Genomic DNA, 20,735 nt, shown 5'->3' on the forward strand with positions numbered 1-20,735 from the left:
GTCACCGGGATGCGCTTGAACTTCTCGCAGGCGGGCCAGCCGGTCGAGTTCGACCAGCCGCTCGTCGTGGTTGAATGACCCCTGCCTTTTCCCCGTCGTTCGTGCTGAGCTTGTCGAAGCATGGTTCGCGGGCACGCCCTTCGACAAGCTCAGGGCGAACGGACTTGCTGGACAATGCCTGAAATCAAGAAGCTTCTGATCGCCAATCGCGGCGAGATCGCGCTGCGCATTCATCGTGCCTGTCACGAGATGGGCATCAAGACCGTCGCGGTGCATTCGACCGCCGACGCCGACGCAATGCATGTCCGTCTCGCGGACGAGGCGATCTGCATCGGCCCGCCTGCCGCGGCCGACAGCTATCTCAACATCCCCAACATCATCTCGGCCGCCGAGATCAGCGGCGCCGACGCGATCCACCCGGGCTATGGCTTCCTGTCGGAGAACGCCAAGTTCGCCGAGATCGTCGAGCTGCATAACCTGATCTTCGTCGGCCCGAAGCCCGAGCATATCCGGGTGATGGGCGACAAGGTCGAGGCCAAGCGCACCGCCGGCGCGCTCGGCCTGCCGCTCGTCCCCGGCTCGGACGGCGCGATCAGCGACGTTGCCGAAGCCAAGAAGCTCGCCGCCGAGATCGGCTATCCCGTGATCATCAAGGCCGCCTCGGGCGGCGGCGGGCGCGGGATGAAGGTGTGCACCGAGCCCGACCAGTTCGAGACGCTGATGCAGCAGGCCGGCAGCGAGGCGAAGGCCGCGTTTGGCGACGCCACCGTCTATCTCGAGAAGTATCTCGGCAATCCGCGCCATATCGAGATCCAGGTGTTCGGCGACGGCAACGGCAACGCTATCCATCTCGGCGAGCGCGACTGCTCGCTCCAGCGCCGCCACCAGAAGGTGCTCGAGGAAGCCCCCTCCCCGATCCTCTCTGCCGAGGACCGCGAGCGGATCGGCGGCATCTGCGCCACGGCGATGGCCGATATGGGCTATCGCGGCGCCGGCACGATCGAGTTCCTGTGGGAAGACGGCGAGTTCTACTTCATCGAGATGAACACGCGGCTTCAGGTCGAGCATCCGGTGACCGAGGCGATAACCGGCCTCGACCTCGTCCGCGAGCAGATCCGCATCGCCGAGGGCCATCCGCTGACCTTGCGCCAGCAGGACGTCCAGTTCCGCGGCCACGCCATCGAATGCCGCATCAATGCCGAGGATCCGCGCACCTTCGCGCCCTCGCCGGGCCTGGTGAAGCAGTATCACGCGCCGGGCGGGATGAACGTGCGCGTCGATAGCGGGCTCTACGCGGGCTACAAAGTGCCGCCCTATTACGACAGCATGATCGCCAAGCTGATCGTCTACGGCACCACTCGCAACGGCGCGCTCCGCCGCCTGCGCCGCGCGCTCGAGGAGTTCGTGATCGAGGGGATGAAGACCACCATCCCGCTCCACCAGGCGCTGCTCGACGACCCGCAATTCCAGCAGGGCGACTATACGATCAAATGGCTCGAGGAATGGCTGGCGCGGGAAGAAGCGAAGGACTGATGCGCTTGAAGGAACGCCCGGCACAAAGCTGCCGGACGTCCTTCATTCCGGCAGGATCGCCCAGGGACGCACCGGAAAGGTCCCCATGCGCCGCACCTTGGGCGGCACCGCAGAGAAGCGGAAGCCGTCTACCGGCAGGTCGCCCAGCCGCGTCATATGCTCGATGATCGGGATCCCCGCCGCCAGCAGCACGCTGTGCACCGGTCGCGTGTTCGCTGACACGTCATCGATATTGAACGAATCGATCCCGACCAGCCGCACCTCCTGATCGCGCAAATACACCGCTGCCGCCTCGGTCAGGTGCGGATGCCCCTCGAAATATTGGTCGGTCCGCCAGTGCCGGTCCCAACCCGTGTGCACCAGCACTGCCTTGTCGCGCAGCGCTTGCGCGGCGAAGGCGGTCCAGTCGATCGCGCGCTCCGCGGCGCCCTCGACCCGAACGACGACGCCCTCGCAATCCGCCACGCGCGTAAGCGGCAGGTCCGCCAGATCATGACCGTCGGCATAGCGGTGATAGGGCGTGTCGAGATAGGTGCCGGTGTTTCCCACCAGCTCGATCCGGTCGATCTGGAACTCGGTCCCCTCGGCGTAGATCGAGCGTGAGGCGTCGCGCGACAGATGGTCGCAGATCAGCGGCGCGGGCAGCCCCTTGTAGGTGATCATCCCCGCCTCGATCTCATGGCTGAGGTCGATCAGCCGCGCGCTCGCTACAGCGGGTGCGTCCGTGGCCGTCACGATCCCGCGCTTGTGCCGCTCGGCGATGATCCGCTTGTTGAGGATGCGCACCCCGCCGACCATCAGCAGCCGCAGGTCACTGATCACGTAGCGGGCGAGCTCGGCGTCGTCGATGTCGTCGTCGTCGATGTCGAGCCGGAAGTCCTGGCCCTGCAACCCGCCGCCATTGGTGAAGCTCACCTCGAAATCGAAGCACACCCGCTTTTCGGTCACGATCGTTTCCCTGCTACTGGCACCCGCGAAATTCCGTTCTATCTACGCACTCTGTCCGGTTCGGAAATCTGGGAAATGAAAGCGACCATCTACCACAACCCCCGCTGCTCCAAATCGCGCGAGGCACTGGCCATCCTCGAGGATGCCGGGGCCGAGGTGACGGTGATCGAGTATCTCAAGACGCCGCCCAGCCGCGACGAGCTGGCGCGGCACGCCAGGGCCGGCATCGCACCGCGCGACGGCCTGCGCAGGGCCGAGGACGGCGCCAAGGCGCTGAAGGAGGCGTCCGACGAAGCGATCCTCGATGCCATGGCCGCTGATCCGATCCTGATCGAGCGTCCGCTGGTCGAGACCGAGAAGGGCGTGCGTCTCGGCCGCCCGCCCGAGACGATCCGCGAAGTCCTCTAGGCGGCGCGGTCGCGCGCGGCCATCTCCGCAGTCACATCGATCTTCGTGCCGTAGAGATAGCGCGCGACGCCACCCTCGCGCACCACGTCAGCGGTCACGCGCATCCAACGTATCTCACCGTCGGCGCGCCGGATCCGCGCCTCGAAAGTGAAGCTGCCGCAACCCGCAATCGCCGCATCGCGCAGCCGCGCCAACTCCAAGCGCGATTCGGGCAGGTACATGGCGACGACCGCGTCGCGGTCGAGCGCGCTCCCGCGCGTCAGGCCGAACAGGTCGTAGACGCCGTCGCTCCAGATCAGCGAATTGTCGGTGAGATCGCATTGCCACGCTGCGTGGATCGGCATCATCTGCGGCATCGGATCCTGATCGCCCTGCATGGTGTCGGGTTAGCACTCGCCATTGCAAAGTCCAGCTGACCCCGCGTGACGTCGCGCCGGGCACACGTTATCCCTCACGGATGGCAGACCGCGCCGCTGACTCGCTGATCTTCGACCCGGGCCGCAATTGCTGGCGCATCGAGACCGCCACCAAGCTCTCGGTGATCATCGACGCCGAGGATTATTTCCGCGCCGCGCGCCAAGCGATGCTGACCGCGAAGCAGCAGATCCTGTTGATCGGCTGGGACTTCGACGCGCGCATCCTGCTCACCCGCGACGATCCGCCCGACCACCCCGAGGCGCCACGCGAGGTCGGCGAGTTCATCACCTGGCTCACTCGCCGCAACCCCGCGCTACAGGTCCATATCCTGCGCTGGGATCTCGGCGCGCTCAAATCGGTGTTTCGCGGCAAGACCTTCCGCACGCTCGTCAAATGGCGTTTCGGCAGGCAGGTGCATCTGAAGCTCGACGGCACGCATCCGCCCGGCGCCTCGCACCACCAGAAGATCGTCGTGATCGACGACTGCCTCGCCTTTTGCGGCGGCATCGACATGACGTTGTCGCGCTGGGACACGCGCGCGCATGCCGACCGTACGGGCACGCGGGTCGATCCGGACGGCTGCGCCTATATGCCGTGGCACGACGCCACCACCGCGATCGAGGGACCCGCCGCCCGCGCGCTCGGCAACCTCTGCCGCGATCGCTGGCAGCGTGCCGGCGGCAAGCCGATCCCGCTACCCGAGGTCACGCACGAATGCTGGCCTGCCTGCCTCACGCCGGATTTCACCGAGGCGCGCCTCGCTATCGCCCGCACTCAGCCCGAAATGGCCGGCTCGCCGCCGGTCCACGAGATCGAGGCCCTATACGTCGATCTGATCGCGACGGCACGCCGCTACATCTACGCCGAGAGCCAGTATTTCGCCTCGCGCCGCATCGCCGAGGCGATTGCCGCGCGTCTCGCCGAGCCCGACGGTCCCGAGATCGTGGTCATCAACCCCGCGCGCGCGGACGGCTGGCTCGAGCAGGAGGCGATGGACACGATCCGTGCGCGGCTGTTCCAGGCGCTCAAGCAGCGCGACCCGCATGGCCGGCTGCGCCTCTATCACCCGGTCACCGCCGCGGGTGAGCCCGTTTATGTCCACGCCAAGATCCTGGTTATCGACGACCGCGTGCTGCGGGTCGGCTCGTCCAACCTCAATAATCGCTCGCTCGGCCTCGACACCGAGTGCGACGTCGCGCTCGCCGCCAGCGACGAGCGTACCGCGTGGCGCATCGCCGCGATCCGCAACGGCCTGCTCGCCGAACATCTCGGCACCGACAGCATCGCCGTCGCCACGCGCCTCGCCGAGACCGGCTCGCTGATCGCGACGATCGACGAGTTGCGCACCACAGGCCGCACGCTGCGCGACTACCGCGTACCAGACCTCGCCGCGGTGGAAGAATGGCTGGCCGACAACGAGGTCCTCGACTCGGGCGACGAGACGGTGTTCGAGGCAATGGCGGCCGGCGGCCTGCTGCGCAAGCTGCGCGCGCCCTAGTCGGGCTCGGGCGGCAGCCGCTCGAACACCCATTCGTGAGTCTCGCGCACATAGGCCGGCACTGGCCGCCCCTGCCCGTCGCGCGAGGGGCGGAAACGGAAGCGCTCGCGGATCAGCCGGCAGGTCAGCGCGTCGAGCCTCGCGATCCCGCTCGACCCGTCGACATCGCATTCGGTCACGCGCCCATCGGCCTGCACCAGGAACACCACCGTCACCCGCCCGCCGATCCCCCGGTCCGCCAGGTCATCGGGATAGTCCGAATCGCGGATGCGTCCGCGGATCTGGCGCGGCGGCGTCGCATCGGGATCGCCCGCGCCGTCGCCATCGCCGCTGCCGCCGCCCCCGAAACCGTCCCCCTGCCCGCCCGCGCCGGTCCCGGGTCCGGCGACCTCGGCTGCCCCGCTCGTCGCCTGAACCCCGTTCGCGGCCTTCTCGGCAGCGATCACCAGCGGTTGCACGATGATCGGCACCGCCGGTTTGGGCACGACGATCTCGGTCGCACGCGAGCGCAGATTCGGCGGCGCGGCCTCGCCCGAGGGTCGGGTGCTGCGTTGGGGCATGCGCTGGACTTTCGCCCTGGGCTTGGGCTCGGGCGGCACCTCGAACATCGCGACCTGGTCGTCGCCCGTCGCCAGCCGCTCGCGCACCGCCAGCCCTAGCGCGAGCACCACCCCGAGGCCGGCCGTCGCCGTCAGCGCCGCCATCGCGCCACCGATCCGCTCGCGCCGGTTGGAAAGGGCAATCGCCGTCATCCCTCACTAAACGCACAAATCCCCTGAACCGGCGCTTGCCGCGGGGGTGACGAACGCGATGCGCCCCGCTATGCGCGCGCCATGACTCAGACCACCGCCCAGATCACCCCCGAGATCGTCGCCGAGCACGGCCTGTCTCCCGAGGAATATGACCGCGTCCTGCACGCGCTGGGCCGCGAGCCCAACCTCACCGAACTCGGCATCTTCTCGGTCATGTGGTCCGAGCATTGCAGCTACAAGAGCTCGCGCATCCACTTGAAGAAGCTTCCGACCGAAGCGCCCTGGGTGATCTGCGGCCCCGGCGAGAATGCCGGCGTGATCGACATCGGCGACGGTCAGGCCGCGATCTTCAAGATGGAGAGCCACAACCACCCCTCATACATCGAGCCCTATCAGGGCGCGGCGACCGGCGTCGGCGGCATCCTGCGCGACGTCTTCACCATGGGCGCGCGTCCCGTGGCAAACATGAACGCACTGCGCTTCGGCCGCCCTGATCACCCCAAGATGAAGCACCTCATCGCCGGCGTGGTCCATGGCATCGGCGGCTATGGCAATTGCGTCGGCGTCCCGACGGTCGGCGGCGAGGTCAATTTCCACAAGGCCTATGACGGCAACATCCTCGTCAACGCGATGACCGTGGGCGTCGCCCAGACCGACAAGATCTTTTATTCGGCGGCCGCCGGCATCGGCAATCCGGTGGTCTATGTCGGCTCCAAGACGGGCCGCGACGGCATCCACGGCGCGACCATGGCTTCGGCCGATTTCGACGAGAACAGCGACGAGAAACGCCCCACCGTCCAGGTCGGCGATCCCTTCACCGAGAAACTGCTGATCGAGGCGTGTCTCGAGCTGATGGCCTCGGATGCGATCGTCGCGATCCAGGACATGGGCGCCGCCGGCCTCACCTCCTCCAGCGTCGAGATGGCGTCGAAGGGCGGCGTCGGGATCGAGATGATCATGGACGACGTGCCGCAGCGCGAAACCGGAATGACGCCGTACGAGATGATGCTGTCGGAAAGCCAGGAGCGCATGCTCATGGTGCTCAAGCCCGGCCGCGAAGCGTTCGCCGAAGCGATCTTCCGCAAGTGGGAGCTCGACTTCGCCGTGATCGGCACCGTCACCGACACCGGCCGCATGGTCCTGAAGTGGAAGGGCGAGACCGTCGCCGACATCCCGCTCGCCCCGCTCGCCGACGAGGCCCCGCTCTACGACCGTCCGCACGTCCCCACGCCCAAGCCCGCCGATCTCACCGACGAGCCGGAAAGCGCCGACATCGCCGCCGACCTGCTCAAGCTGATGGCCTCGCCCGACATCGCGAGCCGCCGCTGGATCTGGGAGCAGTATGACCACATGGTCGGCGCCGACACCGTCCAGCGCCCCGGCGGCGACGCCGCGGTGGTCCGCGTCCACGGCACGGCCAAGGGCCTCGCTATCACCACCGACTGCACCCCGCGCTACTGCTTCGCCGACCCGGTCGAAGGAGGCAAGCAGGCGATCGCCGAGGCGTGGCGCAATCTTACCAGCGTCGGCGCGACCCCGCTCGCGGTCACTAACTGCCTCAACTTCGCCAATCCGCAGCGCCCCGAGATCATGGGCCAGATCGTCGGCTGCCTCGAAGGCATGGGCGAGGCCTGCCGCGCGCTCGACTTCCCGATCGTCTCGGGCAACGTCTCGCTCTACAACGAGTCCAAGGCGACCGGGGGCGGTTCCGCCATCCTCCCCACCCCCGCGATCGGCGGCGTCGGCCTGCTCGCCGACTGGTCCAAGTCGATGACCATCGCCTTCAAGGCGACCGGCGACGCGATCATCGCGGTCGGCGAGCGCGGCGGCCATCTCGGCCAGTCGGTCTGGCTGCGCGAGATCCATGGCCGCGAGGAAGGCCCGCCTCCGCCGGTCGATCTGCGCGCCGAAAAGCGTACCGGCGACTTCGTCCGCAGCTGCATCGACCGCGGCCTCGTCAACGCCGTGCACGATGTGTCCGACGGCGGCCTCGCCGTCACGCTCGCCGAGATGGCGCTCGCCAGCGGCATCGGCGCACTGGTCGATCAGGCGCAGCCGTTCGGCGTCGCCGGCTCGTTCTTCGGCGAGGACCAGGGCCTCTATCTCGTGACCGTGCCCGACGAGGCGCTGACCGAGTTCCTCACCGCCGCCGCCGAGGCGGACGTGCCCGCCGACCCGCTCGGCCGCACGATCAAGGACCGCATCATCTTCGAGCTCGACGAGGGCGACTGGTGCGTCAGCCTCACCGATCTGCGCGAGGCGCACGAAGGCTTCTTCCCCAAGCTGATGGGGCCGGCCGACGGGCTAGCCTAGGGCTCGCGCCGGTTCCTCGACCGGCCATGCCGCCGTGACGCGATTGCGTCCTGCGCGCTTGGAATCGTAGAGCGCCGCGTCGGCGCGCTCCATCAGCCGCGGTCCGGTGTCGATCTCGATCTCGGTCAACCGCGCCGCGCCGATGCTCACCGTCACCCGCCCGTCGGGCGCCGGCGACGGGAGCGTGCGCTCTTCGACGGCTGCCCGCATCGCCTCCGCGACGGCCATCGCCTCGGTCGTGCTTGCGCCCGGCAGGATCGCCGCAAACTCCTCGCCGCCATAGCGTGCGACCACGTCGGTTGCGCGCACGGCGCACGATTGCAGGGCTTCGGCGACGTCGCGCAGCCGCTGGTCGCCCGCCTGATGACCGAGCGTGTCGTTGAGCAGCTTGAAGTGGTCGATGTCGATCATCAGCAGCGCCAGCCCCTGGCCCGAGCGCCGGGCCCGGGTCAGCTCGCGGCGCAGCGCCTCGTCGAACTGGCGGCGATTGGGGAGGCCGGTCAGCGGATCGATCTGCGAGAGCTGCGCCAGCTCCTCGCGCTCGCCGATGCCGTGGATCTGCACCAACACAGCGCGCAGGCCATAACCGAGCGTCGCGACGACGCAGCCGGCGATCGCCAGCACCGGCATGTGCGGCACCAGCGACGCCGAAACGATCAGCAGCGCGGTCGGCAGGATCAGCGGGCTCCCCGCCACCACCACGCGCTCGAACATCCGCCCCGCCCGCGGCACGCTGGCCGACCCGCCGCTGCGTAGCACGAGCGCCGCGAGCACCAGGAAGGGGATGGCGACGAGCGGGCTCGCGAGGACGCCTATCGCCCCGTCGTCGACCAGGTGATTGTAGAAGGCCGCGACGGCCATATACACCACCGCATAAGCGGTCAGCGCGCCGAAGAGCCGCCGCTCGCGTCCGTTCGAGCTGGCACGGAAGCGCACCAGCGCGAACAGCGCGATGAAAATGTTCTGGATGTCGAACGTCCAGGCCAGGGTCAGCGCCCCGGCATCGTCGGCGCCCGCCAGCGCGACGAAGCTGAAGATGAAGGCGCCGAACAACCCGCCCAGGATCAGCGCGAGCGCGCCGTCGACCAGCCGGGCCCGCCACGGGTCGCCGGCCGGGCTGGCGAGCACGAAGGTCAGTGGCACGCCATAGAGCACGAACAGGAACATCGATATCGCGCCGCTCCCGACCGCGCCCGCCGCGGTCAGCGACCCGACGAACTGCGAACCGACTCCGGCGGTCCAGCACAGCATCGCGGCCGCGACCGCCAGCCAGCCCTGACGCGCCCGCCCGCGGCTGCGCGATGCTCTCCAGCAGCAGGCGGCACAGGCGATGGATGCCCCCAGCGTCTCGAACAGCAGCGGCGGCGGCGCGATCGGATTCCAGCTCGTCAGCGCCGCCGCGAGGTGCGCCGGCACGAACAGCAACGGCAATACCAGGGCGAGACGCCGCGCGACTCGGTCCCCGGCTTCCGCATCGTCGCTCCGCCGCCCGGCAATCTGTGGCGAACGCACTCCCATCGTGCAGGCTATAGGGGGGCGTGGTTAACGTTTGCTCCCATTCGGGGGGCCGGATGACGGAATCCTGCTTTCGGCGCCGTCATTTCCTACAGCGCGGATTTGTGCCACCTTCGGCGCACGATCCTTCAAATGGTCGCCTTTACGGACTCGCGCGTTGTGGTGGGACCTTTGTGACTTTCTGAACGGATCACGGGAGGAACGACTGCAAGTGACCGCCGGCTATTCCACCACCCCGCTCGCCGACAAGCTCGGCTTCAAGCCCGGCATGCGCGCCTTCATCGCCGATATGCCCGCAGAGGTTCGCGCCACCATCGCCCTCGACGCGCTCGGACTCGAGCTGCTCGCCGCGCCGGGTGCCGGCATCGACGCCGCCCATATCTTCGTCACCCAGCGCGCCAAGCTCGAATGCGAGCTCGCGGCGCTGCGCCAGCTCATCGCGCCGAGCGGCTTCGTCTGGGTCTCTTGGCCCAAAAAGGCCGCCAAGGCGGACACCGACATTACCGAGGACACGATCCGCGAGGTCGCGCTGCCGCTGGGGCTGGTCGACGTGAAGGTCTGCGCGGTGGACGAGACCTGGTCGGGACTCAAGCTCATGATCCGCAAGGAGCTGCGGCCCGCGGAATAATTATCCAGAACAATCACATATAAGGGGGATGCCATGCAGAATTGGAGCACTGCCACGCGAATCGTCATGGCCACGCTGGTCGCCGGGACGCTCGACATCCTCGCCGCGATCGGCCTGACGCTCGCTTTTGGCCGCAAGGTCGAAGCGATGCTGCGCTACGTCGCCTCGGGGCCTTTTCCCGATGCGAAGAACTGGGGCGCCACCGGCGCGGCGGCCGGCCTTGCGGTGCATTTCGTCCTGATGGCGATCATGGCGGCGATCTTCGTCCTCGCCGCCGACCGCATGCCCCAGCTCAAGGAGAAGCCGATCCTGTGGGGCGTGATCTACGGCCTCGTCACCTATGTCGCGATGAACCTGGTGGTCGTTCCGCTACGCTTCGGCACCTTCCCGGTGAGCGCGATGGGCATCGCGACTCAGCTTTTCTGTCACATCGTGCTCGTCGGCATCCCGATCGCATTGATCGCGCGCCGCTGACATCGGCACAGGGGGACAAGATGGCAACGACCACAGGCGACCGCATCCTCACGCTCGACACCGTGCGCGGCGTCGCGGTGATGGGCATCCTGTTGCTCAACGTCATCGCCTTCGCGATGCCCTCCGCCGCGTACATGAACCCGCGCGCCTATGGCGGGTCCGAAGGGCTCAACCTCGCCGTCTGGCTCGGCAATTTCATCCTGTTCGACGGGAAGATGCGCGGGCTCTTCTCGTTCCTGTTCGGCGCCTCGACGCTGCTCGTGATCGATCTCGCATCGGCCAAGGGACAAAGCGCGGCGCAGGTCCATTATGCGCGGATGGTGTGGCTGCTCGTGTTCGGCCTGCTCCATTGCTGGCTGATCTGGTGGGGCGACATCCTCAATCACTATGCGCTGGTCGGGATGATCGCCTTCTTCTTCCGCAATTCGCGGGTGAAGACGCTGATCACTGTCGCCGTCATCCTGCTCGTCGTGCACCTCGTCATCGCCTCCTTCATCCCGCTCACGGTGCTGATGGCGCGGGCGGCGCCCGGCGGGCCGGGCATGGCGGAAGCACGCGAGGCGCTCGAGCGCGGGTTCGGCACGCCGCCCGCGGCCTGGATCGCCGAGCAAGTGGCGATCTACCGCGGCGGATGGTGGGGCATTGCGCTGGAGCGGTTCAAGGAAGCCAGGTATCTCCCCCTCGCCGCGCTGTTCCAGATGGGGTTCGAGACGCTCGCCTACATGCTGTTCGGGATGGCCGCGCTGAAGAGCGGGATGCTGACCGGGAGCTGGGAGCGCCGGCGCTACGTCAAATGGGCTGCGATCGGCTTCGGGATCGGCATCCCCGCCTATGCGCTGCTCGCCGCCTATATCCTGGCGAGCGGCTTCGAACTGCTCGCGGTCACCACCGGCACCTGGTTCGCCACCATTCCGGTTCGCCCGCTGATGATCATCGCCTGGGCGAGCCTGATCATCCTCCTGATGCGCCCCGGTGGCGCGCTCACCGCGCGGACCGCCGCGGCGGGGCGCATGGCCTTCACCAACTATCTCGTGACGAGCCTGATCTGCACCACCTTGTTCTACGGCTATGGCTTCGGCTGGTACGGCGAGTTGTCGCGCGCCGAGGTCTATCTCGTCGTGCTCGCGATCTGGACGCTGATGCTGCTCTGGTCGAAACCGTGGCTCGAGCGATTCGCCTACGGCCCGCTCGAATGGCTGTGGCGCAGCCTGGCGCGCGGCAAGGTCCAGACCATGGCCGGCGGCGCGCTCGCCCGATCAGTTGCGAACGCTACGCAATAACCATTGCGAATCACTCGCAGTCGCCCTAACTGTTGCGAACTGCGAGAGGGTTTCGATGGTCGTCTGCGTCTGCAATGCAATTCGCGAGAAGGATGTACGCGCAGCCGCGCGCGACGGCGCGATGAGCGCTTGCCAGGCCTATCGTGCGCTCGGACGCCAGGCGAAATGCGGCCAGTGCGTCCCGTTCGCACGAGCGATTATCGATGCCGAGCGTGCGGCTGCGTAGCGTTCGCAAGTCCGAAAACCCGCAGAAAACCGCCATTTTTGACTGTCTGAAGCGTCCGATCGGCGCTATATTGCTGCGCTGAACAACAAGAGGCGCATCCCATGAAGGGCGACCAGAAGGTCATCGACTACCTCAACGAGGTGCTCAAGAACGAGCTTACCGCGATCAACCAGTATTGGCTGCACTACCGCATGCTCAACCACTGGGGCGTCAAGAAGCTCGCCGAGTTCGAGCGGCACGAGTCGATCGACGAGATGAAGCATGCCGACATGGTATCGGAGCGCATCCTGTTCCTCGACGGCCTGCCCAATTTCCAGCTGCTCGGCCGCTTGCGCATCGGGGAGACGGTGGAGGAGATCCTCAAGGCCGATCTCGATCTGGAATATGAGGCGGTCGCGGTGCTCAAGGACGCGATCGAGCATAGCGAGAAGGTCCGCGACTATGTCAGCCGCGACCTGTTCCGCCAGATCCTCGACAGCGAGGAAGAGCATGTCGACACGCTGGAGACCCAGTTCGAGATGATCGAACGCATGGGCATCCAGAATTACGTGCAGCTCAACTCGAAGCCCGAAGAGGGCGAGTAAGCGTTAGAATTCCGGGCGGCGTCCGAAGGCAGCAGCCGGACGCCGCTCGACCAGCGGGTTGGCCTCGCGCTCGAGCAGCGCCAGCGTCGCCTCGAACAGCGGGCGCAGTTCCACCACATGCTGCAGCGCCTCGCTCGGTTCGTAGCGATTCTCTACGCAATGCCGCGCGATGGTCTCGATCGCCGCCGCACAGTCCGCCAGGGGCTCCGCGCCGAACTGCTGCGATTCACCCTTCAGCGTGTGCGCCGGCCGGACCAGCGCCGCAGCGTTGTTGGAGCGCATCGCCTCCTCGATCTGCGCGACCGACTTGACGCCGTCCTCATGGAAATAGCCGAGGATGCGCACGAAATTTGCGCCGAGCTCGGTACGAGCCTGCGAGAACGCAGTCCAATCCACTAGCCCGTTCGGATCTTGCGGCGCCAACTTCACCCTCCCGCGGAATGCGGTATCATCTGTATGATGAATAAGGGCAAATCGGTAAACGTCCGGTTGACGTGGACGATCACCCGATGCGGAAAGTGGGGCTTCCGTCGATCGCGAACGCCGTCACCGCTATGCCATGAGCTTCCGCCAAAGCCCGGATCTCGCGCTCCGCGGCAGGATCGTCGGCGAGGATCTCGAGCGGCGTGCCCTGTTGCCGCAGCGCGCGCGCCAGCCGCAGCGCCGGCCAGGGACAGCGCAGCCCGCGCGCGTCGATCCGCGTCGCGTCACTCACGGTCGAACGGGTTCTTCGACGGCCGCATCGTCAGCCGCACCGGCACCGCGCCGAAACCGAACTCCTTGCGCATGCTGTTCACCAGATAGCGCTCGTAGCTCTTGGGCAACAGGTCCACCCGCGTCCCGAACAGGATGAAGCTCGGCGGCCGCGTCTTGGCCTGGGTGACGTAGCGCGGCTTGATCCGCTTGCCGCCGGGCGCGGGCGGCGGATTGGCCTCGATCGCACGCTCGAACCACCGGTTGAGCTGCCCGGTGGTGATGCGCCGCGACCATGCCTCGCGCGTCTCGAACGCGACCTTGATCAGCGTGTCGAGCCCCTTCCCGGTCGCCGCCGAGACGGTGAGCAGCGGCACGCCCTTGACCTGCGCCAGCCCCTCGTCGAGCGCCCCCTTTACCCCGTTGAACAGGCTCGAGGCATTCTCGGCCACATCCCATTTGTTGAGCGCGATCACCAGCGCGCGCCCTTCCTGCAGCACCTTGTCGGCGATCTTGAGGTCCTGCACCTCGAGCCCCTTGGTCGCGTCGAGCAGCAGCACCACGACTTCGGCGAAATCCACCGCGCGCAATGCGTCGGCGACCGACAGCTTCTCGAGCTTCTCCTGCACCTTGGCGCGCTTGCGCATGCCCGCGGTGTCGATCAGCCGGACTGGGCGCGACACGCCCTCGAAATCCTCCCATAGCCATTCGATCGCGATCGAATCGCGCGTGATCCCCGCCTCGGGCCCAGTGATCAGGCGATCCTGCCCGATCAGGCGGTTGATGAGAGTCGACTTGCCGGCGTTGGGACGCCCGACCACGGCAAGCTTGAGCGGCCCTTCCTCCCCGGAATCCTCGGCTGCTTCCTCGTCCTCGCGGTCGATATACGGCAGCAGCGCCTCGAACAGGTCGGCGATGCCTTCGCCATGTTCGGCGGAAAAGGGCACCGGATCGCCCAGGCCCAGCGCCATCGCTTCATGGACGCCGGGCTCCGCCGCGCGCCCCTCGGCCTTGTTGGCGAGCAATACGATCGGCGTACCCGAGCTGCGCAGCCACCGCGCGACTTCCTCGTCGAGCGGCGTGATGCCGGCGCGCGCATCGATCATGAACAATGCGACATCGGCTTCCTGCACCGCCGCCTCGGTCTGAACGCGCATGCGCCCGGGCAAGCTCGCCGGGTCCTCATCCTCGAACCCGGCGGTGTCGATGACGCGAAACGGCACGCCGAGCAGATCGGCATCGCCTTCGCGCCGGTCGCGAGTCACGCCGGGCTGGTCGTCGACCAGCGCCAGACGCTTGCCGACGAGGCGGTTGAACAACGTCGACTTGCCGACATTGGGCCGGCCGATGATCGCAACGGTGGGACGGGACATGGGGCGCTCTGGTTTGGGACGTGAATATTCCTGCCGTCATTCCCGAAGGCGGGAATCCATTCCGGTAGGGCTCTCGGCAAGAGCCCCAGCGTCGGCGGATTCCCGCCTTCGCGGGAATGACGAAACAGATGAAATGGCGTCCTAACCCAAGCCGCGCATCAGCGATAGGCGGTGATCTCGCCCTTGTCGGTCAGGACATAGAGCATGCCGTTGGCGACGATCGGGCTCAGGCTCACCGCGTCCTCGCCCTTGATCGTCGCGCCGACACTGCCGTCGGTCGGCGACGCCGAGACGAGCTCGCCGCGCGAGTTGGACAGCCACAGCTTGTTGCCCGCCAGGATCGGCCCGACCCAGGTGATCGGCCCCTTCTTGTCCTCTTCGTTGCGGAACGCGCGCAGTTGCGAGATCCAGCGGATCTTGCCGCTGCCGCGCGCGATGCAGACGAGGCGCGCATCGTCGGTGACGACGAACAGCCACTCGCCCGCGATCCACGGGGTCGAGATGCCGGCGATGTTCTGCTCCCACAGCCGCTGGCCGCTGGCGAGCTCGACCGCCGCCATGCGCCCGCCCTGCCCCACGGCATAGACGCGTCCCTGGTCGATCACCGGCTCGGCATCGATATCGGCGAGGCTCGACACCGAAGTCGACATGGTCGAGCTCGACAGCGTGTCGCTCCACAGCGTGCGGCCATTCTCGTAGCGATAGGCGTTGAGTTCGCCCGACGAGAAGCCGGCGACCACCGTGCCCTGCGCCGAAGCCGGCGCCGCGACGCCGAACACGCCCTGCGATTCGAGCGTGCCCGACTGAGTCCAGGTGACGTTGCCATCGGCCTGGGTCAACGCGAACAGCTGGTTGTCCTGCGAGACGACGTAGAGATTGTCATTGGCCACGGTCGGCGCGCCACGCAGCGGACCGCCCGGCTTCTTGCGCCACACCTCGGTGCCCGCGGCGGCATCGATGGCGACGACGTCGCCGAGGCCGTTGGTCGCATAGACGCGGCCGCCATCGGCGCTCACCCCGCCGCCGAACGCCGCGCGCCGGTTCTCCTCGCCCTTGACGGTCGAGAGCTGCCAGCGCCGCGCGCCGGTCGCCGCGTCGAACGCATGCACCACGCCCTCGGTATCCATCACGAAGAGCGTGCCATTGGCCACGACGGGCGCGGCACCGAGCCGGGTGCGGCCGCTCGTCCCGGGGATCTTCGCCGACCAGACGCGCCCCGGCATCTCGCTCAGCGCCAGATGGCCCATGACCTTGGCGGGATTGCCGCCGGGCTGGTTCCATGCGGCGTTGGTCTCGGGCGCGGGAAGCACCACCTGCACCTCGGCGATCGTCTTGTCGGCGACGATGCTCGTCTCCGCCGCCAGGATCGGCACGCGCTGGCCGAGCACCGGCGTCTTCTTGTCGCCGCCCTTGAAGATGCCGCAGGCACTCAGCGCGACCAGCGCCGCCATTGCGACGGGAACCCGAACCGACTTCATCATTTCGCCTTCTTGTCCTCACCCTCGTCCGGAACCGCGTCGACGCCAAGTACGCCGGCCATCTGAACCGCGCGTTGACGGATCGCCCGCGGCACGCCTTCGCCCTTGGCGATCTCCCCATAGAGCTTGCCGGCCTCGTTACGCTTGCCCTGCCGCAGATAGGCCACGGCGACCATCTCGCCGGCACTGCCGAACCACGGGCTGTCCTTGATCGCGAGCGCGCCGAGCCGCGACACCACCTGCTCGGGCTTCAGCGAATCATATTCGGCGGCGGTCTGGCGGATCAGCGCGAGGTCGCGGAACTCCTGCGGCACCTTGGTATCCGCGGCGATTGCCGCCAGAATCGCGGCGCCGCCCTTGAGGTCGTTCTTGGTCAGCAGCACATCGGCCTGGGCGAAGCGCGCCGCCGCGCTGAATCCCGAAGAGCTCGATGCCGCCAGTTCCTTGAGCGGGGCCTCGGCCTCCTGCGCCTTGTTCTGGCTAAGCGACCTGATCGCCGCCTTGAACTTCTCGCCCTCCTCGCCCCGGCGCTCCTGGCTATGGCTCTGCCAGTAGAGCCAGCCGCCGAACGCGATCAGGCCGGCGACAATCGCGGCGATGATCCAGCGGCCGTAATTCTGCCAGATGTGCAACGCCTGATCCTTGCGGAGCTCTTCATCGACCTCACGCAGAAAGGCTTCGTTGCTTTGCGGGCTCAGCGCCAAGGGTAACTCCATCGGGGAAAACAGGACGTGCGGGCGCGGACCTTAACCGCGGTCACCACGAAACGAAAGCAGATCAGTCCTTGGGCTTATAGACTTGTTCGTCGCCCGGGAAGCTCCGGTCGCGTACCGCCGCCGCATAGGTCTCAACCGCGGCGGAAATGCGGCCGGCCATGTCGTCGAACTTGCGCACGAAACGCGGCGTCCGTTCGAACATGCCGAGCATGTCCTCGGTTACCAGAACCTGCCCGTCACACTGGTTCGACGCGCCGATCCCGATCACCGGGCACGACACCGCCGCGACGATTTCGTTGGCGAGGGTCTCGACCACGCCCTCGGCGACGATCGAGAAGGCGCCCGCCTCAGCCACCGCCTTCGCATCGCCGATGATCTTGGCATATTCGGCATTGCCGCGGCCGCGCGCGCCATAGCCGCCGAGCGCGTTCACTGCCTGCGGCGTCAGGCCGATATGCCCCATCACGGGAATGCCGCGGCGGGTGAGGAACGCAACCGTCTCGGCCATCGCCTCGCCGCCTTCGAGCTTGACCCCGGCCGCGCCGGTCTCGGCGAGGATGCGCGAAGCCGAGGCGAAGGCCTGTTCCGGACTCCCCTCGTAGGTGCCGAACGGCATGTCGACGATCACCACCGCGTGATAGCTGCCCCGCACCACCGCGGCGCCATGTGCACACATCATGTCGAGCGTCACCGCGAGCGTCGACGGCAGGCCGTAGATCACCTGCCCCAGGCTGTCGCCGACCAGCAGCAGGTCGCAATGCGGATCGAGCAGCTGCGCCATGCGCGCGGTGTAGGCGGTCAGCATCACCACCGGGTCCTTACCCTTGCGTCCCTGGATCGCGGGCACCGTCAGCCGCTTCATCGGCGCGGGAGTCGGGGTGACGCGGCTGGTGGCGGTGTCGATCGTGAAGGTCGTGGACATGGCGCGCGCTTTACCGCCGCTCTCGAGGGCGCGCCAGTGGCTCGCTGTCAGATGAACATGAAACTTGACTCCGTGTAATATATTTCCAACATCAAGTCACATTGCACGAACACGGAGTCGGCTTATGGCCTTTCGGGAAAAGATCGCCTGGGCGGCGTTTCTCACCACCGTCCTCATCTGGGGCGGGTTCCTCATACTCGCTCTGTCCGGGGCGGGCGGCCATGGCATGGCATTGCTCGGTCCGTTCATCGCGGCGACGATCGCTCAGGCGGTGATGATGGTGGCGGCCACGGCGATCTGGGCGATCCGCTCGCCCGGCGAAGCCAATGCGCCGGCCGACGAGCGTGATCGCGCAGTGGGGCGGCGCGCCACCGGGGTGGCCTATCTGGTCGTCGTGCTCGGCATCGTCGGGGTGATCGTCTGGCTCCATCTCGGGCTGCACGGCGCCGGCACCGTCTTCGCGCTGATCGGCGTGTTCATCCTGGGCGAGGCGGCGCGGTTCGGCGCCACCGCGATCGGTTACCGGCTGGAGAACTGACATGGCCTATCGCGAGAAGCTCGCCTGGCTGACCCTCGTCGCCATGCTCGCCGCCTATACGATCTACTTCACCTGGCTGCTGCTCGCGCTTCGGCAAGGGGAGCCGAGCCTGCTCGGCATTCTGCTTCCGTTCGGCATCATCGCCGGAACCCAAGGCATCATCGTCGCCGTCACCAGCGCGGTCCTCTCGATCCGCGCCCGCCGCGAGGGCCAAGCGAGGGCCGACGAGCGCGACCGCGCCATCGCGCGGCGCGGCGCGACCGCGGGCTATTACACGTTGATGGCCGGCATGATCCTGGCCGGGGTGGTGATGCCGTTCACCGAGCCGGCATGGAAGATCGTCAACACCGCGCTGCTCGCGATCGTCGTCGCCGAGACCGTCAGCACAGCCCTGATCATCCTCAGCTACCGGCGGGGCTGGCATGGCTAAGCCGCGCATCGTCAACCAGATCCGCACCCTGCGCTTCCTGGCGGGGGAGATGACTCAGGCCGAGCTCGGCGAGTGCGTCGGGGTCACCCGCCAGACGATCGCGGCGATCGAGCAGGGCAAATATTCCCCCACCCTCGAGACCGCGTTCCGCATCGCGCAGGTCTTCGACAAGCCGCTCGAAGACGTCTTCCAGTGGCAGCAGGACGAGACCTGACACACGACTTCGCGCCGGTCCTCCGCCGCGGAGCCCGGGATCGCGGCCCCTAAACGCGATCCCGGGTCCTTTTCCGCTTAGCGCAGCCAGCCGCGCTTCGTCGCCATGCCTGAGAACCACACCTCGAACAGCGCGATCGCGAAGACGAAGGCCGGGAACAGCGTGGCCAATGCGCCCTTCACCGCGATGACATCGGTCGCGAGGAACATGTAGCCGAACTGGATCACCACCGCGATCAACGAGATCCAGTAGAGCGTCACGGCCCATTTGGATCGCAACAGCAACGCGATCGAACCGAGCGCGCCGGCGCCCACAGCAACGGCGAAATCGATCGCGAACCAGCTCGGCAGCGCGGCGTAATAGGCTCGGTCCCAGTCGGTCGCCTGGGGATTCGCCGCTGCACCCAGCGTAACGTGCATGTAGAAGGCCCAGCACCCCGCGAGGCCCCAAAGAAGCAGAACGATGCCGGCGATATAGAGCCAGACGGGCGGCTTTTGCGCGAAACTGCTTGCCATCGGAACCTCTCCCCCTTGGGCCGTTCGATGGCAGCACCCTACCCTAAATGGTGATTTTGCCAATCATTTCGTCAGAGCAACGCTCCGGCCCATTCCTCGGCCTTGAACCCGACCAGCACGCCGCCGCGATACTCGACCACAGGCCGCTTGATCACTGACGGATGCGCGGCCATCAGCCGCAGCGCCTTGGCCTCGTCGATATCGATCTTGTCCGCCTCGTCGAGCTTGCGGAAGGTGGTGCCGGCACGGTTGAGCAGCTTCTCCCATCCCACCGCCTCGGCCCATTTGGCGAGCCGCGCGGGATCGGCGCCCTCTTTCTTGTAGTCGTGGAAATCGTAGGCGACACCATTGGCGTCGAGCCAGGTCCGCGCCTTCTTCACCGTGTCGCAATTGGGAATGCCGTAAAAGGAAACGCTCATCGCAAGTTGCATACCTGTCCTGACCAGATCGCCGTCACCTTGGCAGTTGGCTCCGTCCCGCTCAACAGTCCCGAAAGGTCGCCCGCGGTGAATTCCTCGCCCAGCGAGCTCTCGGAGATCTCGGCATCATAGGCACCAGTCAGCTCCTTGCGGGTCGAGCCGATGCCGATGCCCGACGCCGTGGTGAGCGTCGCGTCGCCCCGGTCGAGGAACCAGCCGACGAACCGATCGTCCTGGAACAGGATAAGCAGGCCGCCCGGCATTCGTGCGAAGTCCATAGGCCCCTCGCCGCATTCCCGGCTCGTGCCGCGCTCGGCCCGCCCGCCGAGCGCCGCCTGCACCGCGCGCTCGGCCGTCGTGCGGTCGACTCCGAACCTCAGCTCGCGCGCACGACCGTTGTTGGGATCGACCAGGCTCAGCGCCCCCGGCGCGAGATTGACCAGTGGCCGCGCATCCGCTGGCGCCGCGTCGGCGGCATTCTCCGGCTCGATCACGTTCGCCGCCTCGAGCGCGTTCCCGGTCGCAAGGCCATTTTCCGGCGCCCCGGCAATGCCGGACTCCGCCGAATTGGTCGTCTCGCCCGCCCCGCCGCACGCCGCGAGCAGCAACAGTCCGGTCATGGCCGAAAGAGTTCGCATCCACGCCTCCAGCTTTATGCGAATCGCGACCGCAGTGGCCGCGAGCAGCGCCCCAGTGGTCGGCCCTCGTCCGGCACGAGCCTTTGCCGGTCGCACCCAAAACGCGTGACCCGTGGCAGCGCGGCGGCGGTTCGTCAAGCAGGGCCCCGCCCGGCGCCGGCCCGCTTTCAATCACCCAGCATATGGTCCGCCACGCTGTAGCTGTGGCTGGCCTGATAGGCGT

Annotated in this window: 25 protein-coding genes; 12 read left to right on the forward strand and 13 right to left on the reverse strand. The window is 67.2% G+C overall.

The annotated features are described in order from the left end of the window. Window positions 1-174: 174 nt before the first annotated feature. Entirely contained in the window at window positions 175-1,533 is a 1,359-nt protein-coding gene (accC, locus tag ABDV68_RS10725) for an acetyl-CoA carboxylase biotin carboxylase subunit (protein WP_343519907.1), read from the forward strand. Between the two features lie 42 nt (window positions 1,534-1,575). Here the strand turns inward: accC and ABDV68_RS10730 are convergent, their stop codons facing one another. Further along, a complete protein-coding gene (locus tag ABDV68_RS10730) occupies window positions 1,576-2,481 on the reverse strand; it encodes a cyclase family protein (protein ID WP_343519908.1) in 906 nt (301 codons plus the stop codon). A 75-nt stretch (window positions 2,482-2,556) separates the two neighbouring features. On the opposite strand from ABDV68_RS10730, the gene arsC reads away from it, so the two are divergent. After that, window positions 2,557-2,889: an arsenate reductase (glutaredoxin) gene (gene arsC / locus ABDV68_RS10735; protein ID WP_343519909.1), complete on the forward strand. Its 333-nt coding sequence runs from the start codon at window positions 2,557-2,559 to the stop codon at window positions 2,887-2,889. On the opposite strand, the gene ABDV68_RS10740 is transcribed toward arsC, so the two are convergent. Beyond that, window positions 2,886-3,266 carry a PAS domain-containing protein gene (locus ABDV68_RS10740; RefSeq protein WP_343519910.1) on the reverse strand — a complete coding sequence of 127 codons (381 nt, stop codon included), beginning with the start codon at window positions 3,264-3,266 and terminating at the stop codon, window positions 2,886-2,888. The two genes, arsC and ABDV68_RS10740, sit on opposite strands and share 4 nt — an antisense overlap. Window positions 3,267-3,346: 80 nt before the next feature. Here ABDV68_RS10740 and ABDV68_RS10745 point away from each other — a divergent pair, with 80 nt between their 5' ends. Continuing rightward, window positions 3,347-4,804 (forward strand): phospholipase D-like domain-containing protein, encoded by a 1,458-nt coding sequence (locus tag ABDV68_RS10745; RefSeq protein ID WP_343519912.1) that lies wholly within the window; start codon window positions 3,347-3,349, stop codon window positions 4,802-4,804. Here the strand turns inward: ABDV68_RS10745 and ABDV68_RS10750 are convergent. Continuing rightward, on the reverse strand, window positions 4,801-5,556 hold the full coding sequence (locus ABDV68_RS10750; RefSeq protein ID WP_343519914.1) for a TonB family protein: 756 nt from the start codon (window positions 5,554-5,556) through the stop codon (window positions 4,801-4,803). The genes ABDV68_RS10745 and ABDV68_RS10750 overlap by 4 nt on opposite strands. Window positions 5,557-5,637: 81 nt before the next feature. Between ABDV68_RS10750 and purL the strand changes: the two genes are divergently transcribed. Continuing rightward, window positions 5,638-7,869, forward strand: a complete 2,232-nt coding sequence (gene purL / locus ABDV68_RS10755; RefSeq protein WP_343519915.1) for a phosphoribosylformylglycinamidine synthase subunit PurL — start codon at window positions 5,638-5,640, stop codon at window positions 7,867-7,869. On the opposite strand, the gene ABDV68_RS10760 is transcribed toward purL, so the two are convergent. Then, the gene (locus ABDV68_RS10760) at window positions 7,861-9,387 is read right to left on the reverse strand and encodes a GGDEF domain-containing protein (protein ID WP_343519916.1); all 1,527 of its coding nucleotides are present in this window, start codon (window positions 9,385-9,387) and stop codon (window positions 7,861-7,863) included. The genes purL and ABDV68_RS10760 overlap by 9 nt on opposite strands. A gap of 208 nt (window positions 9,388-9,595) precedes the next feature. Between ABDV68_RS10760 and ABDV68_RS10765 the strand changes: the two genes are divergently transcribed. From ABDV68_RS10765 to bfr, 5 genes are all read left to right on the forward strand, one after another. Further along, the gene (locus ABDV68_RS10765; protein ID WP_343519917.1) at window positions 9,596-10,012 is read left to right on the forward strand and encodes a hypothetical protein; all 417 of its coding nucleotides are present in this window, start codon (window positions 9,596-9,598) and stop codon (window positions 10,010-10,012) included. A 33-nt stretch (window positions 10,013-10,045) separates the two neighbouring features. Further along, entirely contained in the window at window positions 10,046-10,486 is a 441-nt protein-coding gene (locus ABDV68_RS10770) for a hypothetical protein (protein ID WP_343519918.1), read from the forward strand. Window positions 10,487-10,506: 20 nt separating this feature from the next. Then, window positions 10,507-11,766 (forward strand): DUF418 domain-containing protein, encoded by a 1,260-nt coding sequence (locus ABDV68_RS10775; protein WP_343519919.1) that lies wholly within the window; start codon window positions 10,507-10,509, stop codon window positions 11,764-11,766. A gap of 55 nt (window positions 11,767-11,821) precedes the next feature. After that, window positions 11,822-11,992, forward strand: a complete 171-nt coding sequence (locus tag ABDV68_RS10780; protein WP_254292333.1) for a (2Fe-2S)-binding protein — start codon at window positions 11,822-11,824, stop codon at window positions 11,990-11,992. A 101-nt stretch (window positions 11,993-12,093) separates the two neighbouring features. Beyond that, window positions 12,094-12,576, forward strand: coding sequence for a bacterioferritin (gene bfr / locus ABDV68_RS10785; protein WP_343519921.1), 483 nt, complete (start codon window positions 12,094-12,096; stop codon window positions 12,574-12,576). A gap of 3 nt (window positions 12,577-12,579) precedes the next feature. On the opposite strand, the gene ABDV68_RS10790 is transcribed toward bfr, so the two are convergent. From ABDV68_RS10790 to panB, 6 genes are all read right to left on the reverse strand, one after another. Then, complete coding sequence (locus ABDV68_RS10790; RefSeq protein WP_343519923.1) at window positions 12,580-12,972, reverse strand: Hpt domain-containing protein; 393 nt, start codon at window positions 12,970-12,972, stop codon at window positions 12,580-12,582. Between the two features lie 106 nt (window positions 12,973-13,078). Continuing rightward, the gene (locus ABDV68_RS10795; protein WP_343519925.1) at window positions 13,079-13,291 is read right to left on the reverse strand and encodes a sulfurtransferase TusA family protein; all 213 of its coding nucleotides are present in this window, start codon (window positions 13,289-13,291) and stop codon (window positions 13,079-13,081) included. Next, a complete protein-coding gene (der, locus tag ABDV68_RS10800) occupies window positions 13,284-14,642 on the reverse strand; it encodes a ribosome biogenesis GTPase Der (RefSeq protein WP_343519927.1) in 1,359 nt (452 codons plus the stop codon). Before der ends, ABDV68_RS10795 begins: the two co-directional genes overlap by 8 nt. 158 nt (window positions 14,643-14,800) lie before the next feature. Next, complete coding sequence (locus tag ABDV68_RS10805; RefSeq protein ID WP_343519928.1) at window positions 14,801-16,123, reverse strand: PQQ-binding-like beta-propeller repeat protein; 1,323 nt, start codon at window positions 16,121-16,123, stop codon at window positions 14,801-14,803. Continuing rightward, on the reverse strand, window positions 16,120-16,824 hold the full coding sequence (locus tag ABDV68_RS10810) for a tetratricopeptide repeat protein (protein ID WP_343519930.1): 705 nt from the start codon (window positions 16,822-16,824) through the stop codon (window positions 16,120-16,122). Before ABDV68_RS10810 ends, ABDV68_RS10805 begins: the two co-directional genes overlap by 4 nt. 73 nt (window positions 16,825-16,897) lie before the next feature. After that, entirely contained in the window at window positions 16,898-17,758 is an 861-nt protein-coding gene (panB, locus tag ABDV68_RS10815) for a 3-methyl-2-oxobutanoate hydroxymethyltransferase (protein WP_343519931.1), read from the reverse strand. A 124-nt stretch (window positions 17,759-17,882) separates the two neighbouring features. On the opposite strand from panB, the gene ABDV68_RS10820 reads away from it, so the two are divergent. Genes ABDV68_RS10820 through ABDV68_RS10830 form a run of 3 tightly spaced genes read left to right on the forward strand, consistent with a single transcriptional unit; the run spans window position 17,883 to window position 18,940 of the window. Further along, on the forward strand, window positions 17,883-18,296 hold the full coding sequence (locus tag ABDV68_RS10820; protein WP_343519933.1) for a hypothetical protein: 414 nt from the start codon (window positions 17,883-17,885) through the stop codon (window positions 18,294-18,296). Between the two features lies 1 nt (window position 18,297). After that, on the forward strand, window positions 18,298-18,726 hold the full coding sequence (locus ABDV68_RS10825) for a hypothetical protein (protein ID WP_343519935.1): 429 nt from the start codon (window positions 18,298-18,300) through the stop codon (window positions 18,724-18,726). Further along, window positions 18,719-18,940 (forward strand): helix-turn-helix transcriptional regulator, encoded by a 222-nt coding sequence (locus ABDV68_RS10830; RefSeq protein ID WP_343519936.1) that lies wholly within the window; start codon window positions 18,719-18,721, stop codon window positions 18,938-18,940. The genes ABDV68_RS10825 and ABDV68_RS10830 overlap by 8 nt, the downstream gene beginning before the upstream one ends. Before the next feature lie 77 nt (window positions 18,941-19,017). On the opposite strand, the gene ABDV68_RS10835 is transcribed toward ABDV68_RS10830, so the two are convergent. The 3 genes from ABDV68_RS10835 to ABDV68_RS10845 all read right to left on the reverse strand — a co-directional run bounded on the left by ABDV68_RS10835 (window position 19,018) and on the right by ABDV68_RS10845 (window position 20,494). Continuing rightward, window positions 19,018-19,455 carry a hypothetical protein gene (locus tag ABDV68_RS10835; RefSeq protein ID WP_343519937.1) on the reverse strand — a complete coding sequence of 146 codons (438 nt, stop codon included), beginning with the start codon at window positions 19,453-19,455 and terminating at the stop codon, window positions 19,018-19,020. Window positions 19,456-19,526: 71 nt separating this feature from the next. Continuing rightward, window positions 19,527-19,874: an arsenate reductase gene (locus tag ABDV68_RS10840; protein ID WP_343519939.1), complete on the reverse strand. Its 348-nt coding sequence runs from the start codon at window positions 19,872-19,874 to the stop codon at window positions 19,527-19,529. Next, complete coding sequence (locus tag ABDV68_RS10845; RefSeq protein WP_343519940.1) at window positions 19,871-20,494, reverse strand: hypothetical protein; 624 nt, start codon at window positions 20,492-20,494, stop codon at window positions 19,871-19,873. The genes ABDV68_RS10840 and ABDV68_RS10845 overlap by 4 nt, the downstream gene beginning before the upstream one ends. Window positions 20,495-20,735: the final 241 nt, after the last annotated feature.

This window comes from Sphingomonas sp. (genome assembly GCF_039595165.1).
Lineage (GTDB): Bacteria > Pseudomonadota > Alphaproteobacteria > Sphingomonadales > Sphingomonadaceae > Sphingomonas.